This is a genomic window from Mycobacterium sp. (assembly GCF_049608025.1).
Taxonomy (GTDB): domain Bacteria; phylum Actinomycetota; class Actinomycetes; order Mycobacteriales; family Mycobacteriaceae; genus Mycobacterium.
The window spans coordinates 1-17,745 of record NZ_JBMYXC010000064.1; the positions used below are offsets into that span (position 1 = coordinate 1).

General features: G+C 65.2%; 16 protein-coding genes, 2 tRNA genes and 1 pseudogene. 11 read left to right on the forward strand and 8 right to left on the reverse strand.

From position 1 onward, the window contains the following. Positions 1–78: 78 nt before the first annotated feature. Both ACPGXI_RS15945 and ACPGXI_RS15950 read right to left on the reverse strand, forming a co-directional pair. Positions 79–252 carry a hypothetical protein gene (locus ACPGXI_RS15945; protein ID WP_526654633.1) on the reverse strand — a complete coding sequence of 58 codons (174 nt, stop codon included), beginning with the start codon at positions 250–252 and terminating at the stop codon, positions 79–81. Between the two features lie 73 nt (positions 253–325). After that, positions 326–401, reverse strand: a tRNA-Lys gene (locus ACPGXI_RS15950). Between the two features lie 160 nt (positions 402–561). On the opposite strand from ACPGXI_RS15950, the gene ACPGXI_RS15955 reads away from it, so the two are divergent. After that, positions 562–1,785 (forward strand): Ig-like domain-containing protein, encoded by a 1,224-nt coding sequence (locus ACPGXI_RS15955; protein ID WP_526654635.1) that lies wholly within the window; start codon positions 562–564, stop codon positions 1,783–1,785. A 62-nt stretch (positions 1,786–1,847) separates the two neighbouring features. Here the strand turns inward: ACPGXI_RS15955 and ACPGXI_RS15960 are convergent. After that, positions 1,848–1,923, reverse strand: a tRNA-His gene (locus ACPGXI_RS15960). Between the two features lie 28 nt (positions 1,924–1,951). Next, the gene (gene orn / locus ACPGXI_RS15965) at positions 1,952–2,608 is read right to left on the reverse strand and encodes an oligoribonuclease (protein WP_526654637.1); all 657 of its coding nucleotides are present in this window, start codon (positions 2,606–2,608) and stop codon (positions 1,952–1,954) included. Positions 2,609–2,690: 82 nt separating this feature from the next. Here orn and ACPGXI_RS15970 point away from each other — a divergent pair, with 82 nt between their 5' ends. Continuing rightward, on the forward strand, positions 2,691–4,268 hold the full coding sequence (locus ACPGXI_RS15970; protein WP_526654639.1) for a helicase HerA-like domain-containing protein: 1,578 nt from the start codon (positions 2,691–2,693) through the stop codon (positions 4,266–4,268). On the opposite strand, the gene cmrA is transcribed toward ACPGXI_RS15970, so the two are convergent. After that, the gene (cmrA, locus tag ACPGXI_RS15975) at positions 4,265–5,071 is read right to left on the reverse strand and encodes a mycolate reductase (protein ID WP_526654641.1); all 807 of its coding nucleotides are present in this window, start codon (positions 5,069–5,071) and stop codon (positions 4,265–4,267) included. The two genes, ACPGXI_RS15970 and cmrA, sit on opposite strands and share 4 nt — an antisense overlap. 25 nt (positions 5,072–5,096) lie before the next feature. On the opposite strand from cmrA, the gene ACPGXI_RS15980 reads away from it, so the two are divergent. Next, entirely contained in the window at positions 5,097–6,434 is a 1,338-nt protein-coding gene (locus tag ACPGXI_RS15980; RefSeq protein ID WP_526654643.1) for an MFS transporter, read from the forward strand. A 30-nt stretch (positions 6,435–6,464) separates the two neighbouring features. Here ACPGXI_RS15980 and ACPGXI_RS15985 read toward each other — a convergent pair whose 3' ends face one another. Beyond that, the gene (locus ACPGXI_RS15985; RefSeq protein WP_526654645.1) at positions 6,465–7,298 is read right to left on the reverse strand and encodes an MmpS family transport accessory protein; all 834 of its coding nucleotides are present in this window, start codon (positions 7,296–7,298) and stop codon (positions 6,465–6,467) included. A 98-nt stretch (positions 7,299–7,396) separates the two neighbouring features. Between ACPGXI_RS15985 and ACPGXI_RS15990 the strand changes: the two genes are divergently transcribed. Then, the gene (locus ACPGXI_RS15990) at positions 7,397–9,271 is read left to right on the forward strand and encodes an alpha/beta hydrolase family protein (RefSeq protein WP_526654647.1); all 1,875 of its coding nucleotides are present in this window, start codon (positions 7,397–7,399) and stop codon (positions 9,269–9,271) included. Between the two features lie 88 nt (positions 9,272–9,359). Next, entirely contained in the window at positions 9,360–9,563 is a 204-nt protein-coding gene (locus ACPGXI_RS15995) for a hypothetical protein (protein ID WP_526654649.1), read from the forward strand. 84 nt (positions 9,564–9,647) lie between these two features. Here ACPGXI_RS15995 and ACPGXI_RS16000 read toward each other — a convergent pair whose 3' ends face one another. Continuing rightward, positions 9,648–10,301, reverse strand: coding sequence for an SACE_7040 family transcriptional regulator (locus ACPGXI_RS16000; protein WP_526654651.1), 654 nt, complete (start codon positions 10,299–10,301; stop codon positions 9,648–9,650). 95 nt (positions 10,302–10,396) lie between these two features. Between ACPGXI_RS16000 and ACPGXI_RS16005 the strand changes: the two genes are divergently transcribed. The 5 genes from ACPGXI_RS16005 to ACPGXI_RS16025 all read left to right on the forward strand — a co-directional run bounded on the left by ACPGXI_RS16005 (position 10,397) and on the right by ACPGXI_RS16025 (position 16,501). Further along, the gene (locus ACPGXI_RS16005) at positions 10,397–11,947 is read left to right on the forward strand and encodes a carboxyl transferase domain-containing protein (protein WP_526654653.1); all 1,551 of its coding nucleotides are present in this window, start codon (positions 10,397–10,399) and stop codon (positions 11,945–11,947) included. A 6-nt stretch (positions 11,948–11,953) separates the two neighbouring features. Continuing rightward, entirely contained in the window at positions 11,954–13,957 is a 2,004-nt protein-coding gene (locus ACPGXI_RS16010) for an acetyl/propionyl/methylcrotonyl-CoA carboxylase subunit alpha (RefSeq protein ID WP_526654655.1), read from the forward strand. A gap of 65 nt (positions 13,958–14,022) precedes the next feature. Continuing rightward, a complete protein-coding gene (locus ACPGXI_RS16015; RefSeq protein WP_526654663.1) occupies positions 14,023–15,159 on the forward strand; it encodes an acyl-CoA dehydrogenase family protein in 1,137 nt (378 codons plus the stop codon). After that, on the forward strand, positions 15,156–15,659 hold the full coding sequence (locus ACPGXI_RS16020) for a MaoC family dehydratase (RefSeq protein ID WP_526654657.1): 504 nt from the start codon (positions 15,156–15,158) through the stop codon (positions 15,657–15,659). The genes ACPGXI_RS16015 and ACPGXI_RS16020 overlap by 4 nt, the downstream gene beginning before the upstream one ends. Next, positions 15,659–16,501 (forward strand): HpcH/HpaI aldolase/citrate lyase family protein, encoded by an 843-nt coding sequence (locus ACPGXI_RS16025; protein WP_526654659.1) that lies wholly within the window; start codon positions 15,659–15,661, stop codon positions 16,499–16,501. The genes ACPGXI_RS16020 and ACPGXI_RS16025 overlap by 1 nt, the downstream gene beginning before the upstream one ends. Before the next feature lies 1 nt (position 16,502). Here ACPGXI_RS16025 and ACPGXI_RS16030 read toward each other — a convergent pair whose 3' ends face one another. Further along, positions 16,503–17,255: an enoyl-CoA hydratase gene (locus ACPGXI_RS16030; protein WP_526654661.1), complete on the reverse strand. Its 753-nt coding sequence runs from the start codon at positions 17,253–17,255 to the stop codon at positions 16,503–16,505. Between the two features lie 79 nt (positions 17,256–17,334). Here ACPGXI_RS16030 and ACPGXI_RS16035 point away from each other — a divergent pair. Continuing rightward, positions 17,335–17,745: pseudogene (locus ACPGXI_RS16035) on the forward strand (transposase); the annotation flags it as partial.

Consider the following 17,745-nt stretch of genomic DNA (forward strand, 5'->3'; position numbering starts at 1 on the left):
GCTGCGGCTGACGCTCCTACCGAGGAACAGCTGATCCGCGCATCCGGATTTTCGATACCCGGATGCGCGGATTAAGCGTCAGTTTCTGCTGGCTTCACCATCGTCATCGCGATCGGGCTTCGGTTGGTCCCGAGGGGTCAACGTGAAGGTGTCCATCACCGATTTACGGCCCGTCTGGCGGCGGAGCTGATTACGGCGGCCTGCGGCGATAGCGAGCGCTGCGGCTGCGACGGCGAGCAGTAGGCGGGTCATTCGGCCCCTTTGAGTCGTGTCTGAGTCGACGACAAGTCCCAAGCGGCGTGTTCGAAGTCACCGGGTATTCGGGTGGTGCGCCGTCAGGGTTTCGAACCCCGGACCCGCTGATTAAGAGTCAGCTGCTCTACCAACTGAGCTAACGGCGCGCGGGTGAGACAATACAGGCCCGTCGGCGCAGTGAGAAATCGCCGCTTCGGCGAGATTCCGGGGAGCGACGACGTTGTCGCGCTGCCACGTGAAATGGCCGTAGACTGAGCGCCAACGATTTGTGGGTGGAGCAATGCTGTCTGTGAGGTGGAGCGAACTATGTGGCAGGTCAACACGGTGAGCCGATTACGACGGAACCGAGGCCGGTTGGTAGCGGCCGCGCTCGTTCCCGCGATTGCACTGGCCCTGTCTGCCTGCGGTGGAAGCTCCGAACAGGCTCAGCCCCAGGTGATCACCGATAAGGGCACTCCGTTCGGGGATCTGCTGGTGCCCAAGCTCACCTCCTCGGTTCAGGATGGCGCGGTGGGTGTGAGCGTGGACACGCCGGTCACCGTCAGCGCCGAGTTGGGTGTCCTGGGTGCGGTCACGATGGTCAACGAGAGCGGCAAGTCGGTGGAAGGCCAGCTGTCCAAGGATGGTCTGACGTGGGAGACCGCGGAGCCACTCGGCTACAACAAGCGCTACACGTTGACCGCGCAGTCGCTTGGTCTCGGCGGCGCGACCAGCCGTCAGATGACCTTCGAGACGCACTCGCCAGAGAACCTGACCATGCCCTACGTGCTGCCGAACGAAGGCGAAGTTGTCGGTGTCGGCCAGCCCGTGGCCATCCGCTTCGATGAGAACATCCCCAACCGGCTCGCCGCGCAGCGGGCCATCACCGTCAAGACCGAACCGCCCGTCGACGGCGCCTTCTACTGGCTGAACAACCGCGAAGTTCGTTGGCGGCCAGCCGAATACTGGAAGCCGGGGACGACGGTCGACGTAACGGTCAACGCCTACGGCGTGGATATGGGCGACGGGTTGTTCGGGCAGGACAACGTCTCGACGCGCTTCACCATCGGCGACGCGGTGATCTCGTCCGTCGACGACAGCACCAAGACCCTGACGGTGCGTCGCAACGGCGAGGTCATCAAGAGCATGCCGGTGTCGATGGGCAAGAACAGCACCCCGACCGACAACGGCATCTACATCGTCGGCGACCGTCGTGCCGAGATGGTGATGGACTCCTCGACCTACGGGGTGCCGGTGAACTCGCCCAATGGGTATCGCACCGAGGTCGATTGGGCCACGCAGATCTCCTACAGCGGCATCTATGTCCACGGCGCGCCCTGGTCGGTGGGTAGCCAGGGTTACAGCAATGTCAGCCACGGTTGCATCAACGTGAGCAACAGCAACGGCCAGTGGTTCTACAACAACTCCAAGCGCGGTGACGTCGTCGAAATCGTCAATACGGTCGGATCGACGCTGCCCGGTGGCGACGGTCTCGGCGACTGGAACATCCCTTGGGCCCAGTGGAAAGCCGGCAACGCCAACGTCGGATGACGTGACTTTCATCTCACCTGCCGAAAAACGCCGCCTACGCAAGTAGGCGGCGTTCTCGGCAGTGGGGTGGCTGACGGGGCTCGAACCCGCGACTTCCAGGATCACAACCTGGTGCTCTACCAGCTGAACTACAGCCACCATCGCCGCCGTAGCGGCGTCGTCGATACTAGCCGCTGGAGCCCTCGGGAGCCGAATTTTTCGGCTCGCCTGTGGTGGAGGGAGCCGGTGGCGGCTCGATTTCAGCGGAGATGGCCGCGATATCGCTGGTCGACGGACCCGGTGGCGCCACGAACGCCGTTTCGCGGTAGTAGCGCAACTCACGGATCGACTCGTGAATGTCAGCCAGTGCGCGATGTGCGAGTCCTTTCGCGGGCTGACCGAAATAGATCCGCGGATACCAGCGGCGACACAGCTCCTTGATCGAGCTCACGTCGATCATCCGGTAGTGCAGGTAGTCGTCGAGCTTGGGCATGTCCCTGGCGATGAACCCCCGGTCCGTCGCGATGGAATTGCCGGCCAACGGTGCGGTCTTGGCCTGGGGTATGTGCGTGCGGACGTAGTCCAGCACCAGCGACTCCGCGGTGGCCACGTCGGTGGTCGAGGCACGCACCTCCTCGACCAGGCCTGATTTCGCATGCATGCGCGCCACCACATCGACCATCGACGACAGCGCATCGTCGCCGGCATGGATGACCACGTCGAGCCCATCGCCGAGGACGTTGAGCTCAGAGTCGGTCACCAGCACCGCGATTTCGATGAGCAGGTCGGATTTGAGGTCCAGGCCGGTCATCTCGCAGTCGATCCACACCAGTTCGTCTCGCACAGCGCTCAACAGTAGGCCCCACGGAACCCCAAGGCTGCCTACCCCCACCTCCCGGCGTTGCCTGCCCAGTAGGGTGCCACGCATGACCTCGGAGCAAACGGCTTCCCCCGCACAGCAGATCGCCTCCGGTTACAGCGCTGACGGTGCCGCGCTGGAACTCGGCGCTGTGGTTGTCGAGGGGGTGTGCGACCCGGGGGCGCAGGTGCGCATTCCCCTGGCGATGATCAATCGGCACGGGCTGGTCGCGGGTGCAACGGGCACCGGGAAGACGAAGACGCTGCAGGTGCTGGCCGAGCAATTGTCCGCAGCCGGAGTGCCGGTGCTGATGGCTGACGTCAAGGGTGACCTGTCCGGTCTTTCCAAGCCGGGTGAGGCGGGCGAGAAGATCACCCAAAGGTCCGCCGACACCGGCGATACCTGGACGCCGACGGGGTATCCGGTGGAGTTCCTGTCGCTTGGCACTTCCGGTATCGGGGTGCCGGTCCGCGCGACCATCACCAGCTTCGGGCCGATTTTGCTGTCGAAGGTGTTGGGGCTCAACAAAACGCAGGAATCCACGCTGGGTCTCATTTTCCACTGGGCCGACCAGCAGGGGTTGCCGCTGCTTGACCTGAAAGACCTGCGTTCGGTAATTCAGTACCTGACCAGCGACGAAGGCAAGCCGCAGCTCAAAGCGCTCGGAGCGGTCTCGTCGAGGACTGCCGGGGTGATCCTGCGCGCGCTGGTGAATCTCGAGGCCGAGGGCGCCGACACGTTCTTCGGCGAACCCGAGCTCGAGCCCGCGGACCTGATGCGCCTCGATGCGTCCGGACGCGGCATCATCACGCTGCTCGAGTTCGGAAGCCAGGCCGCTCGACCGGTGATGTTCTCCACCTTCCTGATGTGGGTGCTCGCCGATCTGTTCACGACGCTGCCCGAGGTGGGCGACCTCGACAAGCCCAAGCTGGTCTTCTTCTTCGACGAGGCGCACCTGTTGTTCGCCGACGCATCCAAGGCGTTCCTGCAGCAGGTCGAGCAGACAGTCAAGCTGATCCGTTCCAAAGGGGTCGGCGTGTTCTTCTGCACCCAGCTGCCGACCGACGTGCCCAACGACGTGCTGAGCCAGCTGGGCGCCCGTATTCAGCACGCGCTGCGTGCCTTCACCCCCGATGACCAGAAGGCACTGTCGAAGACGGTGCGCACGTACCCGAAAACCGACGTTTACGACCTGGAGTCGGCGCTGACATCGCTGGGCATCGGCGAGGCCGTGGTCACCGTGCTCTCCGAGAAGGGAGCCCCTACGCCGGTGGCGTGGACCAGAATGCGTGCGCCGCGCTCGCTGATGGACACCATCGGCTCCGAGGCCATCGCCGCGGCCGCCTCGGCCAGCCCGCTGCAGGCGGCGTACGGGCAGTCCATCGACCGGGATTCGGCCTACGAGCGGCTGCTCGCCACCCTTGCGCCGCCGCCACTGGTGATCGAGTCTGCTCCCGAGCCGCAGACGCCAGTGCCGCCGCCCATCGAATTGCCCCCGATGCCTGCGCCGGCGGAACCGGGCTTCTTGGACAAGATGATGGACAGCCCCGCGTTCAAGAGCGCGATGCGCTCAGCGGGGACGGTGATCGGTCGTGAGATCACCCGCAGCATCTTCGGCACCGGCAGGCGCCGGCGGAAACGCTAGTCGCCGCCGAGTTTCTTATAGACGGCGCCGACGATGGGCGCGACGATCGAGCGTGGCGCGTATCCGCTGGCCGCCGACATCGCCTTGGACGTGACGCCGGGAACCACGCGCATCTTGTTTCGTTCCAGGCCGTCCAGCGAGACCTTCGCGGTGTGCTCGGTCGAGATCCAGAGAAAGTCGGGGATCAATCGCTCAACCAGTGACTGCTCGTCGGGGTTGGGTAGTTCGGTGCGTACTGGGCCCGGTGCCAGCACCGTCACGTGCACACCGGCTGATTTCAGTTCGCCCCGTAGGGATTCGCTGAAGGTGTTGACGAACGCCTTGGTCGCCGCATAGGTCGCATTGTTCGGAATCGGTGAGTTACCCGCTGCTGAACCGGAGATCAGTATTCCGCCGGCTCCCCGGGCCACCATGCCGGGCAGTACCGCCAGCACGAGGTCGTGAACCCCAATCACGTTGAGCTGAACCTGCTTGCGTTCGTCGGCCGGGTCGAGCGAAGCCACGGTTCCGAATGTCGCGGTGCCCGCGTTCGCGCACAGGATCGAGATGTTTCGGGCGGCGAGTTCTTCGCACAATGTGTCGCGTTCCGCTGGGTCGGCGAGGTCGACGGCGCGCACCTCCACCGTCACCCCGTAGCGCTCGCGCAGCCGTTCGGCCAGCGCGGTCAGCACCTCCTCGCGTCGAGCCGTGATGATCAAGCTGTGGCCGCGGGCAGCAAGCTCGACGGCCAGCGCCTCGCCAATGTTCTGCGACGCACCGGTGACGACAGCCCGGGCATCGGCGCTGGGGGCGGGTACTGGCATGGGCGGGACTATATCGTGGGCATCCATGAGCGAGTTGCCGCCTCCGGTCCGGCCGCCCATGGTCGCCGCGACGCGGTCTCGCGTACTGGCATGGGCGCTGTGGGACTTCGGCGCCACAGCGGTGAACGCGATCGTCGTGACATTCGTGTTCTCCGTGTACCTGACCAACACTGTTGGCGACGACCTGCCCGGGGACACCAGTCCCGCCAGCTGGCTGGGTCGTGCGCTGGCACTGGCCGGGCTGGTCGTCGCACTGATGGCACCGGTGACCGGGATCTGGGTCGAAGCACCGGCGCGCCGGCGTCGGGTACTGGCCGTGCTGACCGGGCTGGTGGTGTTGCTGACCGCGTCGATGAGCCTGATCCGCGACGACCATCGGTACATGTGGCCGGGACTGGTGCTGCTCGCGTGCACAGCCGCATGCAGCGAGCTGGCCACCGTGCCGTACAACGCGATGCTGCGCCAGCTCTCGACACCGGCAACCTCCGGCCGGATTTCCGGACTGGGTCTCGGATTGGGGTATTTCGGCAGCGTCCTGGCGCTGCTCGTGGTGTACCTGGGTTTCATCTCCGGCAGCGGGGATACCCGCGGTCTGCTCGACCTGCCCGCGGCCGACGGCCAGAATGTGCGGGCGGCCATGCTGTTGATCGCCGCCTGGTTCGGGCTGTTCGCCCTGCCGCTGCTCATCACGGTCCCAAGCGTCAAGTCAGAGCAATCCCGGGAACGCGTCGGTCTGCTGGCCGCCTATCGCCGGGTGTGGACCGAGGTGCGGGAGCAGTGGCATCGAGACCGCAACGTTGTCTACTACCTGGGCGCCAGCGCGGTGTTCCGGGACGGGCTGGCCGGTGTCTTCACGTTCGGTGCGGTGATCGGTGTCAACGTCTACGGGGTGTCTCAGGCCGACGTGCTGCTCTTCGGGGTCGCCGCCAGCGTGGTCGCGGCGCTGGGCGCGGTAGCGGGCGGTCACGTCGATGACCGGATCGGTTCCAAACGGGTGATCGTCGTCTCACTGATGGCGATGATCGCCGCCGGCCTCGCCATGATGGCAGGCCGGGGTCAGGCCGCCTTCTGGATATGCGGGCTGATGCTGTGTGTGTTCATCGGACCCACGCTGTCGTCGGCACGGACGTTGATGCTGCGGATGGCCGCCCACGGCAAGGAAGGTGTCTCATTCGGCCTGTACACGATGGCGGGTCGCGCCGCGACCTTCCTGGCGCCGGCGTTGTTCGCGCTATTCATCGATGTCTTCGACAGCGACCGGGCCGGGATGGGCGGCTTGATGACCGTCCTGCTGCTGGGATTGCTGGCGATGCTGGCGGTAAAGGCGCCGCATTCACGCGGCGAACCCAAGCTCTCGGTCTAATTTCCGCGCTCCTCGACGCGGCTCGTCCCCCTAGCCGGTCGTGGCGCAGATCGTCAGGCCGACGCCGGTTCGCTGCTCCACCTGAGCGCCATTCACGGTGATAGAGCACGCCAACTCGCGCCCGACGTTGATGATGCTGATGCTGGCCGCACCGCCGGCGGACAACGAGACCTGCTTGCTCCAGGGCAGCATCACGTTGAATTCGGTCTGCAGCAGGCCACCGGAGTCGACGTAGGTGATGTTGATGACTCGGCCGCTGCCCTCGACGGTGTAGACAACGCTGTCGGTCGCGCCGCGGGAGGGTGCTTCGGTGGGAGTAGTGCGGGATGGCGCTGTCGGCGAAGTCGGCAGGGGCAGCAAAGGTGTGGAGGGAGTCCGTGACGTCGTCGGCGGTGTCCGTGGGGTCGTCGGCGGGGTCCGCGGAACAGTGGTGGGAGCGGCGAGGGTGGGTTCGGGCCCAGAGGGCAGCGGGGCCATCACCGTCTCCTGCTTGGAGCTGCTGACGATCACCAGAGCGATGACCAGGCCGACGACGGTGAGCACCGCGACCGCGGTGACGATCCACAGCCAGCGTGGCGACTTCGGGCCATCGGGCGGCGGTTGCTCCTCGTCTTCCCCGGGCGGGTACTGCGGTCCGTACTGCCCCGGTGCGGCTGGGTCGTAGCCATAGCTTGAATACGCGGGCATGCCTTCGGTGGGGTGCGATGGCGGCGCCTGATACGGCGAACCGTACTGCGTTTGGCTCGCGTAAGCCGGGTCGGAATATCCGGGTTGGCTATATCCCGGCTGGCCATAGCCGAGTTGTTGGGTCGGCTCGTCCCCGGTGCCGGAGCTCCATTGCTCCTCGCGTCCGCGGTCCGTCATGCGCACCTCATGGCTGCAGGGTACCTGTGCGGCCGCTGAGCGCGCCGTTCTCCGGCCCGGAGCACGGCGGGCTCGCAGACCATGCAGAATCAAGCATCGTGGGACAGCAGGTTCGCAGGGTGTACGGCGCTTCGGTGTCGCCGGACGCCACCGCGTTCGCACACCTCGTCGATGACGGTGGATATCCGCGCGCGGTGCAGCGTTTTCTGAGCGGTTGGCGGGCGAGTTCCCTGCGTGACGTCGAGTTGCCGGTCCAGGGCCCCGTCACGCGGGTACTGCACTCGGCCGACGGGTCATGGTTGGCCTGCCAAGTCGCGCCCGAGGGTGGCACGCGCAGCCAGATCTGGGTAGTGACAACCGACCCCGATGACCGTGATGCCCGCAGAATCGACCATTGGGCTTCCGAGGCGGAGGGCACCGCCGAGTTGATCAGTTGGGACGGCACGCTGGTGGCAGCAATCCTGACCGGCGACGACGGCGTGGGCAGCTCCTGCCTGATGGATCCGTCGGCGGGAACCACGACGGTGCTGGACCGGCGCTCCGGTGGAAGATTGGTGGATGCCTGGGCGGGAGCCTCGTTGGTGCGGGTCGGCCCGCGTGGCTACCGCGATCTGATCATGCTGCGGGGTCTCACCGAAACCGCGCTGCTGCCTTTTGATCCCGGCTCTACCACAGACACCGGCGTCATCCTCGACGATCAAGGCCCGCGCAGGCTGCGTTCGGGTCCGGAGGGCGAGGATCTCAAGCTTTATCAACCGGCGAAGGGATACGGGCTCAACAGCACCGAAGGCTATGTGCGTGCTCTGGTGCGCAGCGAGAACGGCGCCGAGTACGCCCGGCTGCTCGAGGTGGCGTCGACCGCTGACGGGGTGTCTTACCAGGTGCTGGCCGAGCGGCCGGATCATGAAATCGACGAGTTCACCGTCAGCGACGATCTCTCGACCGTGGCGATCCTGTGGAACATCGACGGCGCCAGCGAGTTGCAGATACTCGAGTACGCCGACAAAACGCTGCACGACCCGATCCCGCTGCCGGGCATGGTTGCCGGCGAGTTGAGTATCAGCGCGGGTGGGTCGATGCTGGCGGTGACGGTCGAGGGGCCGTCGAATCCGCCGACGGTCGAGCTGGTCGACCCGAGGACCGGCGAATGGGAGCAGGTAGGCCGTGAGCCCAGCATCGGGCCGCTGGCCGCCGACCCCACGCTGGAGCTTGTCGTCGCGCGAGACGGGTTGCAGTTCACCGGATGGCTGTTCCAGCCCCCGGCCGGTGTCGAGACCATCGGTGCCATGCTGTTCTTACACGGCGGACCCGAGGGTCAGGGCAGGCCCGGCTACAACGAGTTCTTCCCGGCATTGCTGCAGGCCGGAATTTGCGTATTCCTACCCAATGTCCGCGGCTCGGGGGGCTTTGGTCGTACGTTCATGCACGCCGACGACCGTGAGCGGCGCTTCGCCGCCATCGACGATGTCGCCGATGCGGCCAGATTCCTCATCGACAACGGTCACGCTCCGGTGGGGCGGGTCGCCTGTTGCGGATGGTCCTACGGTGGCTACCTGACGCAGGCGGCACTGGCCTTTCACCCCGACGAGTTCGCGGCAGGCATCAGTATCTGCGGCATGAGCGACCTGAACACCTGGTACCACAACACCGAGCCGTGGATCGCCGCGGCGGCTTACCCCAAGTACGGTCATCCGATCAGCGATCGCGAACTACTGGAACAACTGTCTCCCCTCCCGCGCGTCCACGCGATGACCGCGCCACTTCTGTTGGTGCACGGCCTCAATGACACCAACGTGCCGCCCAGCGAGTCAGTGCAGATGTGTGAAGCGCTCAACGCGCTTGGTCGGCGCGCAGAACTGGTGCTGTTCGACGACGACGGCCACGAGATCGACAAGCGGGAGAATCGAGCGGTCCTGCTGAAAGCCATGACCGCCTGGCTCGGCGAGGCCTTTGCTGCGGATCCTGTCGGCTGACCTGCCGTTAGAGGTTTATCGAAAATGTTTGTCGGGTAGACCTGTTGGGGCGCGCGTCAGTTCGACGTGTAGACGTAGGAGGCACGGCATGCGAGGAGTACTCGGCGTCATAGTGCTTGTTTGGTTGGTGATCGGCGTCGCCGCCGCCTATCAACGGGACTACTTCAAAGGTGGTGAAGCCAACTGCGCCACAGCGGGAACCATCGCGCTGACGGTGGTCGCCGGACCGCTGAACTATGTGGGGGCCAATCCAAAAGTCACCGATTGCCACATTCCGCAGCCCAGTCAGTAGCCGGCCGACTGTTCGACGCGCAGATTTTCGACGCACAGAAATCGAGGCCGCCCGATCGGCGGCCAGAACGTTTGGTAGTCGCACTTAATCATGAAGGCGCCCGGCCGAGTTCACAGCAGCAACCGTCATCGCTCTCAGAACGGCTCGCGGTCTGATCTCGGCCGGATTCGCAGCGTGCAGTTTCGCGTTGGGTTTCACACTGTGCGAGGTGGAGTTCAGCAATCCGAAGGTGGCATGGGCTGTCAGTCTCGCATCTGTCTCGGTCAGGGTGGGGTTTCGCCGGCGCAACACGTCGACCCAGATCTCGACATACTGCCGCTGCTTGCGGCGCACCTGCCGTTTGGCCGCAGGCGGCAGGTTTCCCAGGTCACGGTCCTGAATGCGGATCAGCTCGGACTCGGCCAGCGCGAAGTCCAGATGGAAATCGATCAATGCCTCCAGGGCGGCTTCGGCATCATCGGCGCCATTGGCCACCTCGTTCGCTCCGGTGAGCAGTCGGGTGCTGATACCGACGAGCAACTCCACCAACAATGCTTCCTTGTTGGGAAAGTGCCGGTAGATCGCCGGCCCGCTGACCCCGGCTGCCGCGCCGATGTCCTCCAGTCGCACCGCGAGATAGCCGTGCTGGGCCATCAATCGTTCTGCTGCAGTGATCAGCTGGTTGCGTCTGTCGGATTTGGCCCGGCTGCGGCGGGAGGGGATCTGGGGCGCCGCTGACGGCGGACTCTGCGCTCTCACGCCGCAACCTCCTGCCGATAGTGGACACCGAGAGTTAATGGGGATTAACATAGCACCGGTTAGTCTCGATTAACTCAACTGAGGCGGATTCAGCGATGGCAGCGCAGGCAGCACATCATGACGATCATGTGGCGCTGGTCGAGCAGCTGCGGAGCAAGCTCGCCGCCGCGGCTCTCGGTGGTTCGGAGCGCGCTCGTGAGCGGCACGTCAGCAGAGGCAAGTTGCTGCCGCGAGACCGCGTCGACGGCCTCCTGGACCCCGGTAGCCCCTTCCTCGAGCTGGCTGCGTTAGCCGCCGACGGAATGTACGACGAGGAGTGCCCCGGAGCGGGAATGATCGCCGGGATCGGTCGGGTGTCGGGCCGAGAATGCATGATCGTGGCCAACGATGCGACGGTCAAAGGCGGTACTTACTACCCGATTACGGTCAAGAAGCACCTGCGGGCCCAGGAGATCGCGGCGCAGAACCGGTTGCCATGTCTCTATCTGGTGGACTCCGGGGGTGCGTTCCTGCCCCGGCAGGACGAGGTCTTCCCCGATCGCGAGCACTTCGGACGCATCTTCTACAACCAGGCGACGATGAGCGCCAACGGAATTGCCCAGATCGCGGCGGTGCTCGGTTCGTGTACGGCCGGCGGGGCCTACGTTCCGGCCATGAGCGACGAAGCCGTCATCGTGCGCAATCAGGGCACCATCTTTCTCGGTGGTCCGCCACTGGTGAAAGCCGCCACCGGCGAGGTCGTCACCGCCGAGGAGCTCGGTGGCGGCGATCTGCACTCCAAAGTCTCCGGCGTCACCGACCATCTCGCTCACGACGATCGCGACGCGCTGCAGATCGTGCGACGGATAGTGGGCACCTTGGCGCCGCGACACAAGCCGCCCTGGGAGGTGGCGCCGACGGTCGATCCGATTGCCGACCAGGCCGAGCTCTACGATGTCGTCCCCGTGGACTCACGGGTGGCCTACGACGTGCACGAGGTGATCACCAGGATCGTCGATGGCGGCGAATTCGCGGAATTCAAAGCCGACTACGGCACCACGCTGGTGACCGGGTTCGCGCGCATCCACGGCCACCCGGTCGGCATTGTCGCCAACAACGGCGTGTTGTTCGGCGAGTCGGCGGTCAAGGGTGCGCACTTCATCGAGCTGTGTGACAAGCGGGTCACGCCATTGCTCTTCCTGCAGAACATCTCGGGGTTCATGGTCGGTCGTGACTATGAGGCAGCGGGCATTGCCAAACACGGCGCCAAGATGGTCACGGCGGTGGCCTGCGCGCGGGTCCCCAAGCTGACCGTTGTGATCGGGGGTTCCTATGGCGCGGGCAACTACTCGATGTGTGGCAGGGCCTATTCGCCTCGCTTCCTGTGGATGTGGCCGAATGCGCGGATCTCGGTAATGGGCGGCGAGCAAGCGGCCTCGGTACTGGCCACGGTCCGCGGCGAGATGACCGCGGACGAAGAAGAGGCGTTCAAAGCCCCGATCCGCGCCCAGTACGAGGATCAAGGCAATCCCTACTACTCGACCGCGCGACTCTGGGACGACGGGGTCATCGACCCCGCTGATACCAGAACCGTAGTCGGATTGGCACTTTCGGTTGTCGGGCAGGCGCCGCTCGAACCCGTTTCCTACGGCGTATTTCGGATGTGACCAGAAATGAAAAAAAGTTCGGGCAAGGCGTTTGACACCGTTCTCGTCGCCAACCGCGGGGAGATCGCAGTCCGGGTCATTCGCACGTTGCGATCCATGGGGATTCGCTCGGTGGCGGTATTCAGCGACGCCGACGCGGGAGCGCGCCACGTTGGTGAGGCAGACATCGCTGTCCGCATCGGCCCGGCGCCCGCCCGGCAGAGCTACTTGTCGATCGATGCGCTGTTGTCGGCGATCGACCGCACGGGCGCGCAGGCGGTACACCCGGGCTACGGATTTCTCTCGGAGAACGCACAATTCGCCGAAGCCCTGAGTTCTGCGGGTGTGGTGTTCATCGGGCCCCCGGTAGGGGCGATCAGGACCATGGGGGACAAGATCTCGGCGAAGGCGGCGGTGTCAGCCTTTGGCGTGCCTGTCGTGCCGGGGATTTCGCGACCTGGGCTAACGGATGCGGATCTGATTGGTGGCGCCGGCGATGTCGGGTACCCGGTGCTGGTGAAACCGTCGGCGGGTGGCGGTGGCAAGGGCATGCGCGTCGTCCATGACGCGGCCGATCTCCCCGCGGCGCTGGAAAGCGCACGACGGGAGTCGGCTTCGGCCTTCGGAGATGACACGTTGTTCCTCGAGCGGTTCGTCCTCAACCCCCGGCACATCGAGGTGCAGGTGTTGGCCGACAACCACGGCGCTGTTGTGCATCTCGGAGAACGTGAATGCAGTCTGCAGCGACGCCATCAGAAGGTGATCGAAGAGGCGCCGTCGCCGCTGCTGGACGCTTCTACCCGGGCTCGCATCGGTGCGGCGGCGTGTGACACCGCGCGCAGTGTGGACTACACCGGTGCGGGCACCGTCGAGTTCATCGTCTCCGCCGACCGGCCCGACGAGTTCTTCTTCATGGAGATGAATACCCGCCTGCAGGTGGAACATCCGGTCACCGAGATGATCACCGGCCTGGACCTGGTCGAACTGCAGGTGAGGATCGCCGCGGGGGAGCAGCTACCGATCGCCCAGGACGCCGTCCGGATTGACGGCCACGCCGTCGAGGCCCGCGTGTACGCCGAGGATCCCGCCCGGGGATTCCTGCCGACCGGCGGTGACGTCATCGCACTCCGGGAGCCCTCGGGACCGGGGATCAGGGTCGATTCCGGATTGGCTGACGGCACCGTGGTCGGCAGCGATTACGACCCGATGCTGGCCAAGGTCATCGCTCACGCCGCGGACCGGCCGACGGCGCTGCGCGAACTCGACGCGGCGCTGTCCGATACCGCGGTTCTCGGGCTGACCACCAACATCGAGTTCTTACGGTTCTTGCTGGCAGATCCTGACGTGGCCGCCGGGCGCCTCGACACCGGGCTGCTGGATCGGCGCACACCTGAGTTCGCACCCGTGCCGCCCGGGGACGACGAGTTGATCGCGGCGGCGGCGTACCGGTGGATCGAGTCCTGGCCGGTAGCCCCCGCCAGTCCGTGGGACGTGCCGTCGGGCTGGCGGATCGCCGGGTACGGGCCGACGACGGTCCGGTTGCGCGCAGAAGACAGAACAGACCACGTCGCACTGACCGGTTCGCCCGAGCATGCGACTGTCAGCGTTGAGGACGGCGAAACCCGCACGCTGCGTGCAACTTTGGAAGACAACCGGCTCGTGGTTACTATCGACGGCCTGCGCACTGGCTACCTGGCCGCCGCGGTAGGCGATCAGGTATGGCTGTCCCGGGCGGGTCGCGTGGTGCTGGTCGAAGAAGTGCGCGAGGCGCCTGTGCGCCCCGAGGACGAACACGGTGGCGACGCGGAGTTGACCAGCCCGATGCCCGGGTCGGTTGTCGCTGTCGCTGTCGCGGACGGCGACAGTGTCGAGGCGGGAACGGCCGTGGTCACTGTCGAGGCCATGAAGATGGAGCACGCACTCACCGCGCCGGTGGACGGCGTGGTGGAACTGATCGTCAGGGCGGGCGATCAAGTGAAGGTGGGCCAGGTCCTGGCCCGGATAACGGCAACCGAGGAGCCGCAACTGTGACAACTACTCAGGGGACAACTACTCAGGGGACAACTAATCAGGGGACCGACGTTCTGGCCACCGGCATGTTGCCAGAGCACTACGAGCAGTTGGCCAAGACAGTGCGCGATTTCGCTCAGAGCGTGGTGGCTCCGGTGGCGGCCAAACACGACGAAGAGCACTCGTTCCCCTACGAGGTGGTCGCGGGCATGGCCGATATGGGGCTCTTCGGCCTTCCTTTCCCCGAGGAGTACGGCGGAATGGGCGGCGACTACTTCGCGCTCTGCCTGGCTCTCGAGGAACTCGGCAAGGTCGACCAGAGTGTCGCCATCACGCTGGAAGCTGGAGTGTCCCTGGGCGCGATGCCCGTCTACCGCTTCGGTAACGAGGAGCAGAAGCAGGAGTGGTTGCCGCTGCTGGCCGGCGGCAAGGCGCTCGGTGCATTCGGGCTCACCGAGGCGGGTGGCGGTAGCGACGCCGGAGCGACCAAGACCACCGCGAAGTCGGATGGATCAACTTGGCTGATCAATGGCAGCAAGCAGTTCATCACCAACTCAGGCACCGACATCACCAAGCTGGTAACGGTCACCGCAGTCACCGGGGAATCGAATGGCAAGAAAGAGATTTCATCGATCCTGGTGCCGGTCCCGACGGCGGGCTTTACCGCAGAGCCGGCCTACAACAAGGTGGGCTGGAACGCCTCGGATACCCACCCGTTGAGTTTCGACGACGTGCGGGTGCCGCAGGAGAACCTGCTGGGTGAGCGGGGGCGCGGATACGCCAACTTCCTGCAGATCCTGGACGAGGGTCGCATCGCGATTGCCGCAGTATCGGTCGGCGCGGCACAGGGTTGTGTCGACGAGAGCGTCAAGTACTCCAAGGAGCGACACGCCTTCGGTCGGGCGATCGGAACCAACCAGGCGATCGCGTTCAAGATCGCCCGGATGGAGGTCAGAGCCCAGGTAGCCCGTGCCGCGTACTACGACGCGGCAGCACTGATGCTGGCGGGTAAGCCGTTCAAGAAGCAGGCCGCAGTCGCCAAGCTGGTGGCCAGCGAGGCTGCCATGGACAACGCTCGCGACGCCACGCAGATATTCGGTGGCTACGGATTCATGAACGAATACCCGGTCGCCCGGCACTATCGCGACAGTAAAATCCTCGAAATCGGCGAGGGGACAACAGAAGTCCAACTGATGCTGATCGCGAGGGAGCTAGGTCTGTGAGCACCGCGAGCCAGGGCGGCCAGAAGGCAGTCGTCCAGCGGGGGCTGTGGTTCGAGGAGTTCGAGATCGGTGTGCGATACCTGCACCGGCCCGGACGCACCATCACTGAGGCTGACAACGTCCTGTTCACGACGCTGACCATGAACACCCAGGCCCTGCACTTGGATGCCGCGTTCGCCGATGCGCTGCCACCCTTCAACCAGCGACTGGTCAACTCGATGTTCACGCTCTCCACGCTGGTGGGGCTGTCGGTCGCACAGCTCACCCAGGGCACCATCGTGGGCAATCTGGGATTCAGCGACGTCGCCTTCCCCAAACCGCTGTTCCACGGTGACACGCTCTATGCCGAGACGGAGATCAGCGACAAGCGCGAGTCCAAGAGTCGTCCCGGCGAGGGCATCGTCACCTTCCTGCACACTGGCCGTAATCAACACGGTGATGTCGTCGCGACCGCGTCGCGAAAGACCATGATGCGTTTACGCCCCGAGGCGGAGCGCTGATGGCTCCCATGCGCGAAGGGCGAAACAACCTGAGCAACAGCGGTCCTGGCTGGCTGTTTTGCCCTGCCGACCGCCCTGAGCGATTTGAAAAAGCCGCTGCCGCAGCTGATGTGGTCATCATCGACCTGGAAGACGGCGTCGCGGAGAAGGACCGGGAAGCCGCGCGTAAGGCACTTGTCGATAAGCCGCTGGACCCGACCCGGACGGTGGTCCGCGTTAACCCGGTGTCGACGCCCGACCATGTGCTGGATATCCAGGCGCTCAGGGCCACCCGCTACAACACGGTGATGCTGGCCAAGTCCGAGACCGCTGAGCAGGTTGCGTCACTGGCGCCGCTCGATGTGGTCGTTTTGGTCGAAACCCCGCTCGGGGCGCTGTCCCTGGGCGAGATTGTGCGGGTCGAGAACGCGTGCGCCGTGATGTGGGGCGCCGAGGACCTCTTCGCCGCCACGGGCGGCACCGCAAATCGCTGGCCAGACGGCAGCTATCGTGATGTCGCCAAGCATGTGCGGTCGCAGAGCCTGCTGGCCGCCAAAGCCTTTGGGCTGATGGCGCTCGACTCGGTCTACCTCGACATCAGGGATCTTGAAGGCCTGCGTGCCGAAACCGATGATGCGGTTGCGGTCGGGTTCGACGCCAAGGTCGCCATCCATCCGACGCAAGTGGCAGTCATCCGCGCGGGTTACGCGCCTACCGACGAGCAGATCGATTGGGCGAGGAACGTTCTTGACAGAGCGAATGCCGAACGCGGGGTGTTTCAGTTCGAGGGTCAGATGGTCGATATGCCGGTGCTGCGGCGCGCCGAGCGGATCGTGGCAATGGCCCCGAACAGCAGCGGCTGATTCAGCGGCGCTTGGCGGCAGCCAATCTGGCTGCGAACTCGGGTGATTCGATCGACACGGCCTGAGGGCCGATCTCGACATCGACGGCGAGGCGGTGCTGATCGAGGTCCACGGTGCCCGGGCTCACGGTGGCCCGCATCGAGGCCTTGGTCGCCACGACCACGTCCCGAGGTGCGGAGGCAGGCCCGGCGGCAAGCGCGCGGGCAGCAGCCACCGCGTCCTCGGCGACTTCCAGTGCGAGTCCGTGCCGAACGGCCGCGTGCGCGTCGAAGCGCATGCCGAACAGCAGTGCAGCCCGTGCCGCCTGGGGCCCGATCGCACGCTGCAGCATCCATGTTGCGCCGCCGCCGGGGTGAATGCCGAGCTTCTGGAAGCGTGGGTCGAACATCGCGGAGGGACCGGCGATCCGTACGTCGGCTGCCAGTGCCAGGTTCAGGCCGGCGCCTACTGCGGGCCCGTTGACCGCTGCAATCGTCGGCAGTGTGCACTGTGCCACGGCGAGGAAGCCGTCGTAGATCACCCGCAGTCCTTCTTCGGTCGCCTCGCCCAGAGCGGTCAAGTCGGCGCCCGCGCAGAATGCTTTGCCCGCGCCGGTCAGGATCACCGCGTGGACACCGGGGTCTGCCTCGGCGGAGTCGACCGCCGCGCGCAGCGCCGCTGAACTCTCCGCGGTCACCGCATTGCGCCGGTCGGGATCGTTGACGGTGATGAGAGCGACGCGGTCATCGACCCGAGTCAGTACAAGTTCGGACACTCGCTCAGCGTAGTGGCCCTGCCAGGTGAACCACCCCGGGTTTGGTGCACACCTTCTTCGAGGGAAGGTTGTTCGCATCATGGCGAAGAAATACGACGACGAGTTCAAGGCCCGGGCGGTGCGGTTGGTCACTGACCATGCCGAGGAGTACGACAGCCGTACAGCCTGCATCACCGTGGTGGCCAAGCGGTTGGGAGTGTCCTACGAATCGCTGCGCCGCTGGGCCAACCAGGCCGAGGTGGACACCGGCCAGCGTGACGGAGTGTCCACCGATATCGCACGGGAGAACAAAGAGCTCAAACGCAAGAATCGTGAGCTTGAGGAAACTATCGAAATCCTGAAAGCAGCAACAAGTTTCTTCGTGCGGGAGAGCGACCCGCGACACCGTTGATCTGTGCGTTCATCGCCGAGCATCGGGCTCGGTTCGGGGTCGCTCCGATGTGCCGCGTGCTCACCGAGCACGGCTGCGCGATCGCCCCGAGAACCTTCT